The organism is Acinetobacter sp. ANC 4654 (assembly GCF_002135425.1).
In the GTDB taxonomy this organism is placed as follows: Bacteria; Pseudomonadota; Gammaproteobacteria; order Pseudomonadales; family Moraxellaceae; genus Acinetobacter; species Acinetobacter kyonggiensis.
This window is the reverse complement of record NZ_NEGL01000001.1, coordinates 324793-342401: the sequence shown is the minus strand read 5'-3', so window position 1 is coordinate 342401 and position 17609 is coordinate 324793. Positions and strand designations below refer to the sequence as shown.

The window sequence follows — 17609 nt, the reverse complement described above, 5'->3', positions numbered from 1 at the left end:
TCATGTTATATCCAAAACAAACACTACTAATCAGTATGTTGGCTATTATTAGCGTCCCTGTTTTTGCAGCAACACTGCCCAATGCGGGGCAACTGTTACAGCAACAAAGCATCCAACCGTACCAACCACAGGCTGAAATCACTATTGATCAGCCTGAGCAAATGCAAACGATTCAAGCGGATAACCAGCAACAAGTTCGCATTGAGAAAATCCGTATTGTGGGCAACCAAAGTATTGCAACCGCTGACTTGCGGGCATTGGTGCATGATGCCGAAGGCAATCTGCAAACTTTGGCTGATTTGCAACAATTGACCAAACGGATCACAGTCTATTATCAATACAAAGGTTATCCTTATAGTCGTGCCTATTTACCTGCACAAAATCTGAATGAGGGTGTGCTGACGATTGCGATCATTGAAGCAAAATATGATCGTATTCATGTGAATAATCAGGCTGATCTATCGCCAGAGTTGGTGCAAGCTATACTTGCACCCTTACAATCTGGACAGGTGATTGATTCGACAACGTTGCAACAACAATTAAAGTTGCTTAATCGTTTGGATGGCGTACAAACGCGTAATGTAATCAGTGCAGGCCGTTATGCAGGTACCAGTGATCTGACCATTGATATTCAGCCAACAGCGAAACTCACAGGTTATGTGGGAGCGGATAACTATGGTAATGAATATACCAAAGAGGCGCGTTTCACTGCGGGTATTGTGCTCAATAATGCATTAGGCTTGGGCGATCGCCTAAGTTTAGATGGTCTAACTTCGGGGAATCTCAATTTTGGTCGCTTAGGATATGAAGCGACCATCAATGGTGCGGGTACCCGTTTAGGGGCAAGCTACTCGGATTTAAGCTACGAATTAGGTAAAGAATACCGTGTCTTAGATGCGGTGGGTATCGCACAACAGGCCAGTGTTTGGATCAATCAACCTGTTTTATTAAATAATCGTAGTGAAGTGATCTTGGGCGTACAATACGACCATAAACGCCTAGAAGATGATATTACAGTTGCTGATATTTATCGTCATCGTGATATTCATGTTGGGCGTATTCGCTTAGACGCATCACAGTTTGATGATTTTGCAGGCGGTGGTTTAACCCAGATTGGGGTTGCCACCGAGATTGGTAAAGTTGTTTATAAAAATGCCACGGCTGCACTTGATGATCAAATGACCGCAAAAACTCAAGGTGGTTTTGTCAGTGCATCGGTCAATGTCTCACGTTTACAAAATCTAAATGGTTCTAAAACCCAATTGTACACATCGTTACAAGCACAATTTAGTCCAGATAACTTAGATAGTGCGCAACAGTTTAGTATTGGTGGAGCAACAGGTCTGGCAGGGTATCAAAATAGTACGTTAAGTGGCTCGAGTGGCTACTATGCATCTGCTGAAATCAGACAAAATCTTTATGCTTCTGCCCATAATCAGTTTACTGGCAAAGTGTATGTGGATACAGCGACCGTGCAACATCAAGCGAGAGAATGGCAGGGCTTAACGGGTGACAATAAGGAACGTCTGAATAGTGCTGGTTTAGGGTTGAATTGGTTGAACTCTAGCCAAACACAAGCGTCATTAAGTATTGGCTTCCCAATAGGTGCTAAACTAAAAATTAGTGATAAACAAAATGATGCAGAGGTTTGGTTTAACGTTAGTAAACACTTTTAGTCAATTATATTTAGTTCGGAATTGATAGGGCTTTGTTGTACAAACCTATTACTAATAGGCGTATGCACCCCTATAATTTCCAATGAATAAGCCTATACCTAAAATCTATCATACGACCAACTGTCTTCTTATAACCAAGCCTTGATTAATCGAGGGAATATAACCATTTGGTTTGACCCTCATATACAGTGGTATGCTAAATAACAAGCCAAACTGGGATGAAATCAAATTTATTCTGATTCTGCTATTTATTACAATAATTAGCTCATTCAGCCTTATCTTTTACATTATATCTCTTGCGAAAGTTGTTATTGCGAGTTGATTCGGTTTACCAATGCAGCTATTAAGTTGACGCGTAAACCAACTCTTTTCCGTCTATTTCAATATCGTTCACTTAATATTCTAAATGTTTTCAATTGACTATTAATGTGTTCTATCACAACTCGTATTTTTCCAATCATTTTATTGTACTTTTTCTCAGCATCAAATAAAGGTAAATTTTTCTTTTTCTTGATCGGCATCAATAATTTAAAGCCCTCTTGCTCTAATCCAGAGTACCCTAAATCCGTCAGAACATATTCACAATGTTTAGGGTCTGTTGACATTTCACAGATGCTTGCGACATGAGTCGTATACGGCGCAAGATGTTTAGACGATACAATGCATGTTTTGCGAAATTTAGTCATTCTAAATGATGAGCAGTGACTAACGCTGCGCAAGATAACGCAGTAGCGAAAAAATGTCCCTGTCCCATAGGGTTATCACTAAAACTTCCCCAAACTTCGTTATGAAATTTGACAAGGGGAGTACCATTGTCTGCATTTCATGCCTTGTTTGAGTTGTTTTAGTGAATAACGCAATCCATGGCTGAAATGTCAACAGACCCTAAAATAATTGGATGAATTTTATAATTAAATTTTTATTTAAGTACTTTACAAGATCAAAAAAAAGCCTATAATCCACCCCATATTTTAATTTAATGTGTCATCCTTCACATTATATGGGGCATTTCATGAAAAAAGTCATTGTTTCGGCAGTTCTAGGTTTTTCTTCTCTTTTTACAGTAGTACATGCAGCAGGCACGGATTCTACTCAATTTGAGGTTAAACTTACAGTAAATGAATCATGTAAGTTTACTGCGGCTCAAGACGTGGAATTTGCTTCTGTTGATCGTTCTACTAAATCTGCAAGCAATGCGAAAGGTCAGTTAAATGTTACTTGTACTTTAAATACACCCTATAAAATTGCTTTGGCAGGTAGTGGTGAAATGAGCAATACCAATACTGCTTCAATTAGTAAAGTTCCATATAAATTGTATCAAGATTCTACCCGTACAACAGAGTGGGATGCTGTCAACTTATTATCAAAAACAGGTAATGGTAAAGATCAAGCAATTCCTGTCTATGCTAAGTTAGCGGGTGATACCAACGTTGAAGCTGGTAATTATGTAGATACAGTGGTTGCAACTGTAACTTACTAATTGGTTAGAGCTGTACGAGTAGAGTGATGCAGTATATGAACAAATTGAGACAATTCATTTTTGCTTCTATCGTTTCACTTTATTCGCTGAGCAGTTTGGCAGCCAGTCTGCAAGTTGCTCCAATTTCTGTTGCATTCTCCCCGCAGGAAAAAGCCAAAGAAATATGGTTGACCAATACCAGTGAACGACCTATTCGGGCGCAAACTCGCGTACTGATCTGGTCGCAAGTTTCAGGTCAGGATCAAGTGAATCCTACACGAGACTTGGTTGCCAGCCCATCGATTACAGAAATTAAAGCGGGTGAGCAGCAGCTGATCCGAATTATTCGTATTGCCTCACAAAATACCGCTGTAGAACAGACTTACCGCTTATTGATTGATGAACTGCCAAGTTCAGGACAAGCCGATGCACAGACCGGCTTGCAGTTATTATTACAGTATTCTATTCCAGTTTTTATCCAGCCTACTGACAGTATTGCTATGCGCAATGGTTTAACGTTGTTAAATCAGGTGAATTTTCAATATCAGAATCAACAGCTGATTGTGAAGAATAATGCGAAAAGCCATATTCGGATTAGTGAATTAACCTATATCAATCCAAATGGCGAAAGAATACCGTTAATCAATGGTCTGGTGGGCTACGCACTTGCTGGTCAGACTATGCGCTGGGATATTCCTGAATCTCAAAAAATCCTCCCAAATGGTAAGTTTGAAGCCAGAATCAATAGTGATGGTTTAGCACAGATGCTCCCCATCCAATAAACTGTAATGAAAAAAAAGTTCGCTTACTGTGGCCCATTATTTCAAGCATTGCTGTGTACGTATTGTTTATCCAGTACTTGGGTCATTGCCAGCGAAACCGTTAGTTTAGAGGATGATGGTGCTAAACAGCAGGAGCTGTATTTAAGTATTGTGTTGAATCAGGCATCTAGCTCAACTTTTGGGCACTTTATTCAAACACCGCATGATTTACTGATTTCACGGACGACCCTGCAAGAACTGCAATTAAAAGTCAGTGTACCTGATGCTCCCCAGCATGCAGGTTTTATCAGTTTGTCTCAAATTTCTGGTTTGAGCTACAATTACAATGCCGCTGCGCAAAGTATCCATTTGGATGTAGCCGTCTCTTTTTTGCAGAACAATACTGTGGCAGGATTTATTCCGATTGAAGCCGCCAAAGTCAATGCTCAGCAGATTAAACCGGGTGTGCTTTTCAATTATGATTTTTATGCCCAAGCCACTGAAGATGTTTGGTCTTTAAGCGGCTGGAATGAGTTACGTCTTTTTGGTTTTGGAGCGGGCAGTGTTTTAAGTATTTCTGCTAACCATGCTTATACCCAGTCAAAGACATCGGAAGAACTGAATAGCCAGATTTTAGATACTTATTGGCAAAAGGATTTTGCCAATCGGGCGCTGACATTCACATTGGGCGATAGTCAGTCGCGCGCTTTAGATTGGAGTCGTTCGACTCGAATTTCAGGCATTAAACTGGCAAAAAACTATAATTTACAGCCATACCAAGTAACTTCACCGTTAGCCTCATTTAAAGATTCAGTGCTATTGCCGTCAACGGTAGATTTATTAATTAATGGTATTCAGCAAAGCAGCAGTGAAGTGCTTCCGGGGCAGTTCAATATTCAGACTGCACCGTCAATTACAGGTGCAGGAACAGCACAGTTATTAATTACCGATTTGAATGGACAGCAACGGATTGTCAACTTTTCTTTATTTGGTACTTCACAGTTATTGCAGCAAGGTTTATCCGACTGGGATGTAAGTCTGGGGGTGAATAAACTGAATTATGCGGTCAAGTCATTTAGCTATGGGCATGATCTTTTAATGAATGCCACTTTTCGGCATGGTTTAAGCAATGACACGACATTGGAAAGCCATACTGAATATTCAAATGATGTGGCTTTAGCAGGATTTGGTGTTGTACACCGTTTGCCGAATACTTGGGGCGTGCTGAACGGTTCTTATAGTTATAGTGAATTAAATCAACAGGCAGGGCAGGCTTTTTCAGCAGGTTATGAGTGGAATAACCGCTTAATCAATTTTTCTATGCATCATCAGCAAAGTGACGGTAATTTTGGTGACTTGGCGAGTGGTTTGGGCTATGCCTATATTGACCGTTCTGATCATATTTTCTTGGGGGTGAATACGCCTCTTGGTCAATTCGGCAGTAGTTATGCAGCGCAGCAATATCAAGGGATTGATAATGAATATCTGATCTTTAATTGGTCTTATTATTTTCCTTCTAAAAGTTATTTAACCTTGAATATGACCCGTGATTTAAATGAAAAAAGTAATACTTTTTTTATGTCACTGAATATTCCGCTAGACCGTCAGACCAATGCCACCATGAATGCGCAAAAAAATACGGAACGTAATAAGGTGTCGGCAAGTGTGCGTAAAACGGCTTTGCAAAATCAAGCAGATTGGGGTTGGCAAAGCAACATCGAATATAGTGATCCAAGTAATTATAGTTTACAGGGACAGTTGCAGCGGGAAACTTCAGTTGGACAATGGGATCTAGGTTTTCAAAATGCCAAGATTAACGATGAAGATTATAGCACTGTCATTGGGTCAGCACGTGGCAGTCTGGTGATGATGAACCGCAATCTTTTTGCCATGCGTCAATCGCTGAATTCATTTGCTGTAGTGTCTACCGAAGGTGTGGCAGATATTCCTGTACGGTTGGAAAATCGTCTCGTAGGTAAAACCAATCGAAAGGGGCTGTTATTAATCGATTCATTGAATCCATATCAGCATAATGTAGTGTCTATAGATACATTAGATTTACCACTGGAATATAAAATTGAATCGACACAAATAGATGCAGTTCCTTATAGCTCTAGTGGCGTGTATGTGAATTTTCCAGTGTATAAAATGCGTTCGGTACAATGGGTTGCAGTCGATAAACAGAATCAGCCTTTAAAAATGGGAAGCCGAGTGTGGGTACAGAAAACCGCGCCTAATTTAGACAATGTTGAACATACGATTGTTGGGCGGGATGGCATGATTTATTTAGAAAATCCAGATGCGTCAACAGTTTTTGTCGAGCAAATGGGGCAGGTTTGCCGTATAGACTTGCCTGATTTTTCAGCGCAATATGGTTTTCTAGATTTGGGGGATTTAACGTGCCAATAATAATGAATATTCACCGTGCGCAGCGTTCAGGGCTGCTACTGGCGTATTGGATTTTTGCCCTAATGCTGCCTTTTGCCCTGATGAGTGTCAGTTCATCTGCTCAAGCATCTGGTTCGTGTTGGTTGTCTGGCCCCGCTTTGAATTTCGGTTCGGTATCGGGTAAAGGAAAAACCAGCTATAGCAATTGGCAAGTGACGTGTAATCAATATGGCCATACAAAAACGGTTAATGTTGCTTTGTGTCCTTATGCGACTGCAGGTGGTTTAGGTTTGTCCAATAACCGTCGCCAAATGGTTTCATATTCTTCTTGGCCGCATTCTTATCTCCGTTATGACTTGTTTTATGATCCCGCTTTGACCCAGAGAATTGATACGCAAGCCAATTTATCGACATTAAAATGTACCTATAAAACTTTCACTGTGAATGAGCACCAGAAAGTTTTTGATTTACCCATTTATGGTTATGTTTATGCGGGACAAAATGTAACAGCTGGAAGCTATCAGAACAATAATGATACGCAAGTCAGTCTATTATATGCCTTTAGTCAGGACAAACAGCCAACTACAGAAGATGTATTAGCATCTCAGTCAAGCAATCAAAGCAGCAACAGTTTGAGCGTCACGACAAACTATGAAAACAGCTGTAATTTGATTTCTGCATCCGACCTGAATTTCGGTCACATGAATGATTTATCTCAGGCAGTGACCAGTTCGACAACGGTAACTTTGTCTTGCCCCTTGAATACCTCTTGGAAAGTGAATTTAGATCAGGGAATGAACTATGACGGCACGACACGTCGTATGCGCAAAGGTTCAGACTATATTGCCTATGAATTATACCGAGATGCACAGTACAGTCAGCTGTGGAACAATAGTGGTGCATCACAGGGTACGGGCAACAATGGCACACAGACGATTCCTATTTATGGAAAGGCTGGGCCAAGTTCAGTGGCTGTACCTGCGGGAGAATATCAGGACACCATTACAGTGACGCTAACCTATTAATAAGTAATAACAGCGGTTACTTTGTCTGTATATTGACCCGCAGGAACATTGGTGTCTGCTTGGTTGACTTGTCCCCAAACTGGAATTTTTTGGGTATTTCCAGTGCCTGTATTGCTATAAGCATTTTGAGTATCTGCGCCCCAGAGCGTTGTCCGATTGGCATCCTGATACAGGGTATAAGGAATTTTAGTGTTATTTGAAGCCGCATTTGCCATCGCTCTTTGGCTTTGTAGCGCAATACGATAAGGCGTTCCTTGGGTACATGTTACTGCTAAATGGTTACTTTGATTTGAACCTTTTGATGCGCGGTTAATGCTGCCAAAATCAAGATCTGCGCTATTGGCTGCTGTAATATTGCAAGTTTCTTTAATGGTAATGCTGACGTTAAATTGAGTTGATTGTTGGTTTGCTGCATAAATCAGTGCCGATGCACCCACCAAAATACAGGTCAAGAGAGCGCAAAATGGTAATTTCATACATTATCTTTTTTATTCAATCTATTCATTAACCATAGCGTACTAATTTTTTATCAAAAAGTATATTAATAAGGGAATAATTCCTATATGAAAGGCTTATGAGTCATTAGGTTATGTCTGAAATAAGGCTAGATCATGGACAGATTTAAAAGCATATCCCCAAGATTGCAATGACTTGCTCAAAACCGTTAAATATTTAGTCAGAACCCTTTGGGAAGAAAGTGGTCAAGTGATCACCAAAAAATTGCTTGCATCTAAAATAGAGGGATTAAATTGTGAGGTGAAAGCTTTATCACAAAGGACTTTAAACTTGATTTTTTTTCTAGATGATTCACTTTATGCAAGGTGGCATTGAATGTATAGGTGCTGCTTTATTGGCGCGATTAATTTGTATCTTCTAAATCTAAGTGCTTTCGATAAAAATGATCGCTATAATGCGGGCTTAAAGTTTAAGATGATGTTATGAAGAAAAAGACATTTCTGATACAGGTCTTCCTGCTATTGTTCACCTTCCAAAGTATTTGGAGTGTGGCGGAAGCGGCGTGTCTGCATGAAATGCCAAATGTGCCTTCATTTCTCAATGAGCCCTCTCTTGCTCAACCCAATGCACAAAGTAATGACAATAAAAAAAGTCTGGTCGATGATCAGAAAATTTATGATTACTGTCAAAAAATATGTTTTAACGACAGGTGTAGCCACTTATCGAATCATATTGCACTTGAGCTAGACACAGAGCCTTATGATAACGATAAACCCAATTTTCAAGTCGATATTCTACACGCTCGGCCTTGGGTAAATTTTTATCAATCGCCCTATCTCCCTCGTTTAGCTCCACCTCCCGAAGTATCCCCGCTCGCGGTGGGATAGCCTAAAACAACCCACCATCATTCTATTTATGTTTGTGGGACATCTTCATGTCAAAAAAAGTTTTAACTCAGGGTATGGGTTTGAATGAGAAAACGACTGTTCAGCTAAAAAAAGCTCAGTTTGTTGCATTCATCCTCGGGATATCTATTTCAGCGAGCATTTTTGCTGAGCAGTCAATGGAATCCAAAAATCAGCCAGATTTAGATTTTAATCAAATATTAATGCGTGTTGAAGGTCATCAAAACCAAATTCATGCCTTACAAACCCAACAGGATATTGCGACAGCTAAACTGAAACAAAGCCAACTGTGGGCAAATCCAAGTTTATCTGTGCAAAAAACGGGCTTTAAATCTGATCAGGATCAAGAGTTAGATATCGAGATTAGCCAACCTTTAGATATTTTTGGTCAACGTCGTAGCCGAAAAAATTTAGCAAAAGTTGAATTATCTCAAGTCGATTTAAATCAAAAATTATATAAAGCCGAAACCCGATTGGCTGTGAAATATTTATGGTTTCAAGTTCTTGTTTTGCAAGAAGAGCTTAAGATTAGCAAAGCTCAATTAGCAGACAGTCAAGCAAATGTGGACGCGACACGATTACGCTATCGTGCAGGAAGTGTTTCCAGATTAGATTTGGATCGTATTTTAGTTACTCATATTGAAAATCAGCGACGAACACAAGAAATTGAATTGTCTTTAACTACGGTGAAAAGACAATTGGCAAATTTATGGGGGGCAGCTGAACTTGACGATGGTCTGAGTATAAGCCGTGCGCAATTATGGCCATTTGATACAACCGCCTTTGTGCAACAGGCGCTGAATGAAAATTTATTGGCACAAAGTATTCAACTGCAAAAAGCCAAACAGCAAGCCCATTTAGCCTATTTAAAGGCACAAGCGAGACCCAGTCCGAATGTACTTTTAGGGATCATTAATAGTAAACAAGCCGATTTAAACAACACGGAGAGTCAAATACGGCTAGGGGTTGAAATACCTTTGAATATCTTTGATCGTCAGCAATATGGCATGCAAATCGCCCAAGCAAAACAAGATTTATTGGATCAGCAACAGCAGTATTACCAACAGCAGAATAAGACTCAACTGGACACTTTATTGGCTGAGTTAAAGGGGCTGAAATGGCAATACGACTTGATCAATGAGCAACAAATTCCGCTATCGGAGTCGGTGCATCAAAAAACTTTATTGGGTTTTAAAGTGGGTAAATATTCCATTACTGATGTACATCAAGCCAGCATTCAGCTTCAGGAACAACGCTTAAATAAAATACAAACGTTAAAACAGGCATGGCAAAAATCTTTGCAAGCTGAAGGTTTAGCCTTGGGGGTAGATGCAAATGCGCTTATGTCGCCCGATGCCCTGATGAAAATTAATCAAAATTTATGGCAATCCACAAATGACCTAAACCCAGTGGTAGGAGAATAAGCGTGTCTATAGATCAAGCAAAAAAACAATGGGTTTGGATCATTGCCATTATCATCGTGAGTATCGTTCTGAGTGCCTTTTTATTATTCGGTGGTAAAGAGAAAGCAAGTAAAGCTGCCGATGAAGATGCACATGCAGATGAACAGCATGGACATGATGAAGCTGAGGAGGCTCATGCTGAAGATGAATCGTTAAACTTTACTTCAAAACAATTGATTGAGTTTGGTGTGAAATTAGCCCAAGTTGAATTGGGCGATGTCGAACAAAAACAACAATATCCTGCTAAATTGGTGGTGAATACTGATCAACAAGCCCATGTTGAGGCGAGTTTTGCAGGACGAGTTGAAAGTGTCGCTGTAACCTTGGGACAGGACGTTAAAAAAGGACAGGCTTTAGCCACGCTTTTTATTCCTGACCTTGTGGATCAACAAGCCAATTTGAGTATTGCTCAGGAAGCTTTTACTTTAGCTTCCCAAGATTATCACAGAGAAAAACAGCTTTTTGATCAAGGGATTTCTGCCAGACAGGATTACCAACGTGCATATAACGCGTATCGACAAGCGGAGATTCAAGTTCAAGCGGCTCGGAGTCGTTTATCTGCACTGGGTGCAAGCAGTGGCAGTCAAGGGCGTTATGTAATTAAGGCACCTTTTAACGGGGTGATTACGAAAAAAGATATTGTTGTGGGTGAAAATATTTCTGCGGATAAGCAATTGTTCATCATTGATCAGCTGGATCAATTATGGGTGGAATTTATTTTGCCGAGTGCTGCAAATATTCATGTTCAACCGAATCAAGACATTGAATTTAAATCTTTGCAAACCAATAATTTATTTAAAGCGCGAGTGCAGGCCTTAACCACTGAAGCGGATAGTCAAACAGGTCGTTTACAAGTTCGAGCGAAAGTTTTAACGCCAGCGCAAGAACTACGTCCAAATTTAATGGTCAATGTTTTATTAAGCAGCGCAGCAACGCGACAACCAGTATTGCGTGTTGCTAAAGCCGCGATTCAACAGATTGATGGTCAACAGATTGTATTTGTTGCCAAGACTGAAAAAGAGCAAATTCATCTGATTGCAAGCCCTGTACAACTTGGCAACTATTCCAGTGATGGTCAATGGGTCGAAATTAAATCGGGTTTAACGGAAAAACAGCAGTATGTTAGTCAGGGCAGTTTTCTGTTGAAATCGGAAATGGAGAAGGGAGAGGCTGAACATGCCCATTAATTCTCAAGACGACCTTTTTCCGAGTCAAGGACTGTTTGATCGAATTATTCAGTTTTCTATTCGCAATGCCATTTGGGTGATGTTGTTTGTCGTCGCATGGATTGGGATCGGCATATATAGTTATCAAAAATTGACCATAGATGCTGTACCTGACATTACCAATGTTCAAGTGCAAATTAACAGTCAAGCCAATGGCTTTACCGCACTTGAGGTTGAGCAACGGATTACTTATCCGATTGAAAATGCCATGTCTGGTATGTCCAACCTAGAACAGACACGCTCGATTTCTCGTTACGGACTTTCGCAAGTTACCATTATTTTTAAAGATGGGACGGATATTTACTGGGCTAGACAACTGATTAATCAACGTTTGCAGGAAGCCAAAAGTGCTTTACCTGAAAATGTTGAACCACAAATGTCACCCATTTCGACTGGTTTGGGGGAAATTTATCAGTGGGTGATCAAAGCAGAACCGAATGCCAAAAAGCCAGATGGTACGCCTTATACTGCGATGGATTTAAGGGAAGTCCAAGACTGGATTGTCCGTCCTCAACTGCAACGGGTTGAAGGGGTTGCAGAAGTCAACAGTATTGGGGGCTATGAAAAAACCTATATTGTTGCTCCAGATTTAACACGCTTACAACAGATCCAAATTTCAGTGGCCGAGTTGGAACAGGCACTTCAAGATAACAATGCAAATCGCGGTGCAGGTTTTATTGAAGATAATGGACAGCAATTGACTGTGCGTGTGCCAGGTTTATTGTCCTCTATTCAAGATATCGAAAATGTCAGCATTAGCACCAAAAATGGCTTACCTATTCGGGTCAGTGATGTGGCTTCCGTGTCCATTGGTCATGATTTGCGTACAGGTGGTGCGACTTATAACGGTGAAGAAACCGTATTGGGTACGGCCATGATGATGATGGGCGAAAATAGTAAGGCCGTTGCTCAAGCTGTGGATAAAAAAGTTCAGGAAATTCAACAGTCATTACCCAAAGGTGTGGTGATTGAAACTGTTTATGATCGTAGTCATTTGGTGGATAAGGCAATTAAGACGGTTGCCAAAAATCTTGTCGAAGGTGCCATCCTTGTTATTGTGATCCTGTTTATTTTTCTAGGCAATTTTAGAGCGGCACTGATTACCGCATGTGTTATTCCACTTTCGATGTTGTTTACCTTGACAGGCATGGCAGAACAAAAAATTAGCGCCAATCTGATGAGTTTAGGTGCTTTGGATTTTGGCATTATCGTGGATGGTGCAGTGGTGATTGTAGAAAACTGTATCCGTCGCTTAGCCGAAGCCCAACAGCATAAAGGTAAAAGATTAACGCGTTCTGAGCGTTTTACGGAAGTCTTTTTAGCTGCAAAACAAGCAAGACGACCGCTTATATTTGGGCAAATTATCATTATGGTGGTGTATTTCCCGATTTTTGCACTGGAAGGCGTTGAAGCGAAAATGTTCCATCCCATGGCAATGACTGTGGTTCTTGCACTTGTTGGTGCGATTATTTTATCCATTACTTTTGTGCCCGCAGCCATCGCTTTGTTCCTAACAGGCGATGTTAAGGAAACCGAAAGTCGTTGGATGAGTTCATTAAAAAATGGCTATGCAAAACTTTTAGATCAAGCCTATGCTTTTAAATATGTGGTGGTAACAGCAGCCATCAGTATTTTGCTGCTTACGGCTGCACTATCGACACGTGTGGGAACTGAGTTTTCTCCGACCTTGAGCGAAGGTGACTTTGCCCTGCAATTACTGCGTGCACCAAGTACAGGGATTGAAGAATCCTTAAGAATACAGGAAGGGTTAGAAAAACAGCTTTTAAAAGAATTTCCTGAAATTAAGGCGATTTTTTCTCGTACAGGTACGGCTGAAGTCGCAACAGATGTGATGCCTCCGAATATTTCCGATAGTGTTGTGTTGTTGAAACCGCATGATCAATGGGCGAATCAAGATGAAACGATTGATGATTTGCGAGCACGAATGCTGGCGTTTGTAGAGAAAATTCCCGGCAATAACAGTGAGTTTTCGCAACCGATTGAACTGCGGTTTAATGAATTGATTTCAGGCATTCGTAGTGATGTGGGCATCAAGATTTTTGGTGATGATATGCAGACGCTGAATCAAGAAGCGGAAAAGATTGCGGAAAAACTGAAAAAGATTGAGGGTGCGAGTGAAGTTAAAGTGGAGCAAACCGACGGTTTACCTGTCTTAAATGTCGATATTGATCATGCTTTGGCAGCACAATATGGTTTATCGGTGAAGTCCATACAAGATTTAGTGGCGACCAGTATTGGTGGTCAAAATGTGGGGAGTATCTTACAAGGGGATCGACGTTTCGATTTTGTGATTCGATTAGATGAAAGCATGCGAACGCCACAGCAACTGGCAATGTTACCGATTCAACTGCCAAATGGTGGATTGATTCAATTACAAGATGTGGCCAAAGTTGAAAATATTTTGGGGATTAGCCAAGTTAGTCGAGAAAATGGCAAACGCCGTGTTGTGGTCACCGCCAATGTGCGTGATCGTGATTTAGGCTCTTTTGTGCAAGAAATGCAACAAGAGCTAAAACAACAGGTCTTACCTGCGGGGTATTGGTTGGGTTATGGCGGACAGTTTGAAAACTTAGCTTCAGCAAAAGCTAGAATGCAAATCGTTATCCCGATGGCATTCATTATCATTTTTGTTTTATTGATGGCTGTGTTTAACAACGTTAAAGATAGTTTGCTGGTTTTCAGTGGTGTGCCATTTGCATTGTCTGGTGGATTAATAGCGTTATGGTTAAGAGATATTCCAATCTCTATGTCAGCAGGTATTGGCTTTATTGCGCTGTCTGGTGTCGCTGTGTTAAATGGTCTAGTCATGCTGACTTTTATTAAAGAGTTAAGAGAAAAGTTTGATGTCCATACCGCAACATGGTCAGGCGCAGTTTTACGTTTACGTCCTGTGTTAATGACGGCTTGTGTCGCTTCTTTGGGCTTTATTCCGATGGCACTGGCGACGGGAACAGGGGCAGAAGTGCAGAGACCTTTAGCAACGGTGGTGATTGGTGGCATTATTTCTTCCACGTTTCTGACGTTGTTGATTTTACCTGTGTTATATCGCTGGTTAAATGAGCGAAATACGAGAGATTAATTGATACAAGTCCGATGCAAGGTTCAGGTAGATAATCAAAGTTTGCTTAGGTTTTATACCTGATTTATGTTGTTTGGGTTCATCAAGCAAGGCATCGTTGAACAGTTAAGCACCCTAAAAGGAGGAATCAACAATGGTCTTGTTGGTTTCTCCTTTTTACTAAGTAATACTCTTATTTTAATTATAAGCTCATGATCAAATAAAAGTGGGGGATACTGCAAATATGAAAAGAGATATAATAATCTTTTAGGATGTTTAATAATCAACTGGTGTTTTTGCAGTTTGATACATTCGGCATCTTTAATAAGTCATTTTTTGAACAATATTTAATTCATAATGAAAACTCCCTCTCTTTTAAGGAGACTTGCGCAGCATAATGATTAGGCTGAGATTTTATTAAAGAATCCCCTCATCCTAACCTGCTCCCTGAGCCATATATGGCGCAAGAGAAGCAACTGTCAATATTCATTTTACTACCGATGAATGATCACTTTTTGATTTATGAAAGAAATCTATTGAACAGAATAACGACCAAAAAACTGAAGATGAGCCTAAGGTGGTCTTTACAGCAAGGAGAAGGTCAATGCCAAATTTTATGCGGCCGCTACATTTAAGTTTGCTGTTTACGCTGACACCGCTAGTCTTTGCAATTGGTGGTTGCAGTGCGCAGCAACCGAAAAATACTTCTGCTACAACGCTGAGCAAGCCGAAGAGCATTGTTTACCCGAGTATTGATTCTGGTTTAAGTGAAAAGCTATATCCTAAGGAACAGGTGATAGCCGAAGAGATCGCGGATGTGATTGAAAAATCGATTCGTAAACAATATGCCTTAGGCAGTGCGCGTCGTGATGCACATCCGAAAGCGCATGGTTGTGTACGAGCGGAGTTTCATGTGCTGAAAACGCTGCCAAAGAATCTTGCTCAAGGCATTTTTATTCCCGATAAAAAATATCAAGCATGGATTCGTTTTTCAAATGGTTCCCCAGATGCCACGCAGGCAGACACAAAAAAAGATGCACGTGGGATGGCAATCAAAGTTTTAGGCATATCGGGAGGGAAACGCTTAGAGGATGACGTTGCCACACAAGACTTTATTATGATCAACCATCCTGTATTTTTTGTGAATGATCCTAGTCGTTATCTGTCGTTTATGCAGGATATCAATAGCGATCATTTTTTTAGAAAGCTACATATTCCTTTTGCACTTGGTTTTAAGGGAACACGGATTGCTTTAAATCTCAGAACAACCATTGCAAATCCGTTGCAAACTCGCTATTGGTCTATGGTTCCCTACCAGTTAGGCATCGGTTCTGACCGTCAGGCGGTAAAGTATTCCGTTCGTTCTTGCTCGACAGTAAAAGACGCTTTGCCAAACAATCCGAGTCATGACTTTCTGCGTGATGCACTAAGAAATAGCCTACAAAAGGGCGATGCCTGTATGGAATTTTTGGTGCAACCGAGAACATCAAATACATTGCTTGTTGAAGATGCCATGACCGAATGGAAAGAAACACAAGCCCCTTTTTATCAGGTGGCAACGATTCGTATTCCTCAACAGGTTTTTGACAGCCCTGATCAGAATAAATTTTGTGAAAATCTTTCTTTTACACCATGGCATGCTTTACCTGAACATAAACCGCTCGGGGCAATAAATAGGATGCGCAAGGTGATTTATGATCGTATTAGCCGAGTCAGACATGAGATGAATTCAACCCAAAGACAAGAACCACAGTAATCTAAAACCATTAAAGCAGATGAGATCAAACTCCATCTGCTTTAATTATGGTGATATATTTTTAAAACTGCTCAATATTCGATTTAGCTAAATACTTTTCCATTTCCTCGGTAGGCACCATGCCGCCCCCCGTGCCCCAAACAATATGATTTGAATGCTGTAATTGTTGCTCGGTAAACTGATGTAGCATGGTGTACTCTGGATGCTGATTGACGATGACAGGGCCTAACATTCCAGCAAGCGCAGAAGGTTCTAACTTAAGATGTTCAGACTGATTGAGCATACCCAGTAATAAATACATGGTTTGATCATCTAAGGTATAAAAACCGTCTAACAGTCTTTGCATTGCTCGACCGACAAAACCAGAAGCACGTCCAACAGCTAAACCATCTGCTGCTGTAATGTTGTCTATACCAATTTCTTGTACTGAAATTTCATCATGCAAGCCAGTCGCTACCCCAAGCAGCATACATGGCGAATGCGTTGGCTCTGCAAAGATACAATGTACGTGATCGCCAAATGCCATTTTTAAACCAAATGCAACGCCACCGGGGCCACCACCTACACCACAAGGCAAATAAACAAATAAGGGATGTGCTTGATCCACTATGATGTTTTGTTGCTCTAATTGGGTTTTTAGTCGTTCTCCAGCGACTGAATAACCTAAGAATAAAGTCCGTGAATTTTCATCATCAATGAAGAAACAATTTGGATTTTGCAGTGCTGCTTTGCGACCTTGTTCTACTGCTACACCGTAATCTTCGACGTATTCAACAACCGTTACGCCGTGAGAACGTAATTTGTCTTTTTTCCATTGACGTGCATCGGCTGACATATGCACTGTGACATCGAAGCCCAATTGCGCGCTCATAATGCCAATCGAAAGTCCTAAATTTCCTGTAGAACCGACGGCAATGCTGTATTGATTAAAGAATTGCTTAAATTCGGGGCTATTAAGTTTTGCATAATCATCTTCAAGGCTTAATAAGCCCGCTTGCAACGCAAGTTTTTCAGCATGGCAGAGCACTTCATAGATACCGCCACGTGCTTTAATTGAACCTGAAATAGGTAAATGACTGTCTTTTTTCAGCCACAGTTTACCGCGAATGGTTTGTCCAAAGTGCTGTTCAAGTTGCTGTTGCATCTTTGGAATGGCAGCCAGTTCAGATTCGATCATACCGCCCGTAGCAGCCGTTTCTGGAAAAACTGCCATGAGATAGGGCGCAAAACGTGCTAAGCGGTCACGAGCATCATCAATATCTATCTGGTTAAGACCTACATAAGGTAAACCTTCTGCAAGTGTGGTGAAATGAGGATTGAACCAAGCAGTTTCTTTGAGTGCGATCAGATCCTTAACAATAGGGTGTCGCGCAACAAGTTGATTAAGTTGATCAGAATTCATAAGAGTACTCATA

12 protein-coding genes and 2 pseudogenes are annotated in these 17609 nt (G+C 40.7%); 11 read left to right on the top strand and 3 right to left on the bottom strand.

Features of this window, described 5'->3' with window-relative positions; genetic code table 11:
- Positions 1-2 precede the first annotated feature (2 nt).
- Both B9T24_RS01670 and B9T24_RS16760 read left to right on the top strand, forming a co-directional pair.
- On the top strand, positions 3-1676 hold the full coding sequence (locus B9T24_RS01670) for a ShlB/FhaC/HecB family hemolysin secretion/activation protein (RefSeq protein WP_086164210.1): 1674 nt from the start codon (positions 3-5) through the stop codon (positions 1674-1676).
- 82 nt (positions 1677-1758) lie between these two features.
- A pseudogene (locus tag B9T24_RS16760) lies at positions 1759-1877 on the top strand (IS5/IS1182 family transposase); the annotation flags it as partial.
- A 107-nt stretch (positions 1878-1984) separates the two neighbouring features.
- Here the strand turns inward: B9T24_RS16760 and B9T24_RS01665 are convergent.
- Positions 1985-2281, bottom strand: a pseudogene (locus B9T24_RS01665) (transposase family protein).
- A gap of 407 nt (positions 2282-2688) precedes the next feature.
- Here B9T24_RS01665 and B9T24_RS01660 point away from each other — a divergent pair.
- Genes B9T24_RS01660 through B9T24_RS01645 form a run of 4 tightly spaced genes read left to right on the top strand, consistent with a single transcriptional unit; the run spans position 2689 to position 7309 of the window.
- The gene (locus B9T24_RS01660) at positions 2689-3156 is read left to right on the top strand and encodes a spore coat U domain-containing protein (protein ID WP_228145672.1); all 468 of its coding nucleotides are present in this window, start codon (positions 2689-2691) and stop codon (positions 3154-3156) included.
- 35 nt (positions 3157-3191) lie between these two features.
- Positions 3192-3917 carry a molecular chaperone gene (locus tag B9T24_RS01655; protein ID WP_086164208.1) on the top strand — a complete coding sequence of 242 codons (726 nt, stop codon included), beginning with the start codon at positions 3192-3194 and terminating at the stop codon, positions 3915-3917.
- Between the two features lie 6 nt (positions 3918-3923).
- Positions 3924-6305: a fimbria/pilus outer membrane usher protein gene (locus B9T24_RS01650; RefSeq protein WP_086164207.1), complete on the top strand. Its 2382-nt coding sequence runs from the start codon at positions 3924-3926 to the stop codon at positions 6303-6305.
- Positions 6296-7309, top strand: coding sequence for a spore coat U domain-containing protein (locus B9T24_RS01645; protein WP_143223724.1), 1014 nt, complete (start codon positions 6296-6298; stop codon positions 7307-7309). Before B9T24_RS01650 ends, B9T24_RS01645 begins: the two co-directional genes overlap by 10 nt.
- Here B9T24_RS01645 and B9T24_RS01640 read toward each other — a convergent pair.
- Positions 7306-7785 (bottom strand): spore coat U domain-containing protein, encoded by a 480-nt coding sequence (locus tag B9T24_RS01640; protein WP_086164205.1) that lies wholly within the window; start codon positions 7783-7785, stop codon positions 7306-7308. The two genes, B9T24_RS01645 and B9T24_RS01640, sit on opposite strands and share 4 nt — an antisense overlap.
- Before the next feature lie 462 nt (positions 7786-8247).
- On the opposite strand from B9T24_RS01640, the gene B9T24_RS01635 reads away from it, so the two are divergent.
- The 5 genes from B9T24_RS01635 (at position 8248) to B9T24_RS01615 (ending at position 16194) form a co-directional block, all read left to right on the top strand.
- Positions 8248-8652, top strand: coding sequence for a hypothetical protein (locus B9T24_RS01635; protein ID WP_086164204.1), 405 nt, complete (start codon positions 8248-8250; stop codon positions 8650-8652).
- Between the two features lie 47 nt (positions 8653-8699).
- On the top strand, positions 8700-10094 hold the full coding sequence (locus tag B9T24_RS01630) for a TolC family protein (RefSeq protein ID WP_086164203.1): 1395 nt from the start codon (positions 8700-8702) through the stop codon (positions 10092-10094).
- A gap of 2 nt (positions 10095-10096) precedes the next feature.
- Positions 10097-11320: an efflux RND transporter periplasmic adaptor subunit gene (locus B9T24_RS01625; RefSeq protein ID WP_086164202.1), complete on the top strand. Its 1224-nt coding sequence runs from the start codon at positions 10097-10099 to the stop codon at positions 11318-11320.
- Positions 11310-14459 (top strand): efflux RND transporter permease subunit, encoded by a 3150-nt coding sequence (locus B9T24_RS01620; protein ID WP_086164201.1) that lies wholly within the window; start codon positions 11310-11312, stop codon positions 14457-14459. Before B9T24_RS01625 ends, B9T24_RS01620 begins: the two co-directional genes overlap by 11 nt.
- 583 nt (positions 14460-15042) lie before the next feature.
- Complete coding sequence (locus tag B9T24_RS01615) at positions 15043-16194, top strand: catalase family protein (protein ID WP_086164200.1); 1152 nt, start codon at positions 15043-15045, stop codon at positions 16192-16194.
- A 61-nt stretch (positions 16195-16255) separates the two neighbouring features.
- Here the strand turns inward: B9T24_RS01615 and dsdA are convergent, their stop codons facing one another.
- Positions 16256-17596 carry a D-serine ammonia-lyase gene (gene dsdA / locus B9T24_RS01610; protein ID WP_086164199.1) on the bottom strand — a complete coding sequence of 447 codons (1341 nt, stop codon included), beginning with the start codon at positions 17594-17596 and terminating at the stop codon, positions 16256-16258.
- Positions 17597-17609 lie beyond the last annotated feature (13 nt).